The organism is Pseudomonas sp. NBRC 111127 (assembly GCF_001320345.1).
Lineage (GTDB): Bacteria > Pseudomonadota > Gammaproteobacteria > Pseudomonadales > Pseudomonadaceae > Aquipseudomonas > Aquipseudomonas juntendi.
The window spans coordinates 1-644 of record NZ_BCBD01000345.1 but is presented as its reverse complement, the minus strand read 5'-3'; the positions used below and the strand labels follow the sequence as shown (position 1 = coordinate 644).

General features: G+C 60.4%; 1 protein-coding gene. It reads right to left on the bottom strand.

What is annotated here, in order from left to right:
- Positions 1–644 (bottom strand): immunoglobulin-like domain-containing protein (locus tag APH30_RS29280; RefSeq protein WP_177333816.1); only part of this gene is annotated, 644 nt, incomplete at both ends.

The window sequence follows — 644 nt, the reverse complement described above, 5'->3', positions numbered from 1 at the left end:
GCCTTCGTCCTTGAACACGTCATCGCCCTGCGCCGGAGCGGCGTAGGACTTGGTGGTTTCACCTGCCGCGAAGGTCAGGGTGGCACCGGTGCTCAGGGTCACGGTGAACGGCTTGTCGAGCGCCTTGTTCAAAGTGACGGTGAAGGTAGGCTCAGTAGCCTCATTCACAGACAGCTGATCGGCAGCGATGCTGACCTTGACCAAGTCACCTTCGTTGTTGCCGCCCGGGTTACCCGGAGTGCCTGGCTCATCGGTGACTACTGTGCTGACGGTATCTTTGCCCAGATTCAGTTGCTCGAACTGATCGGCGCCGGCGCCTTCAACCTTGGTCAGGCCTTGGGTGATGGTGACTGGATCGTTGACGTAGACGTTGTCTGGCGCAGTGACAGTGGTGGTGCCGACCGATTCACCGGCTTTGACCGTGACGATGGTGCCGTCGGTCAGGGTGAAGGTCAGACCCTTGTGGTTGGTCACTGGCAGGCTCGGATCGGCGCTGACCAGGGTCACGGTGTAAGTGATCTGGCCACCTTCGGTCACGGTGGCGTTATCCACAGTGAGCTGGGCAGTAACCGGGCTCTGAGTATCGGTGACCGCCACGGTAGCAGGCTCGCCGATCTGCAGATTTTCCAGCTGCTCGCCGACAA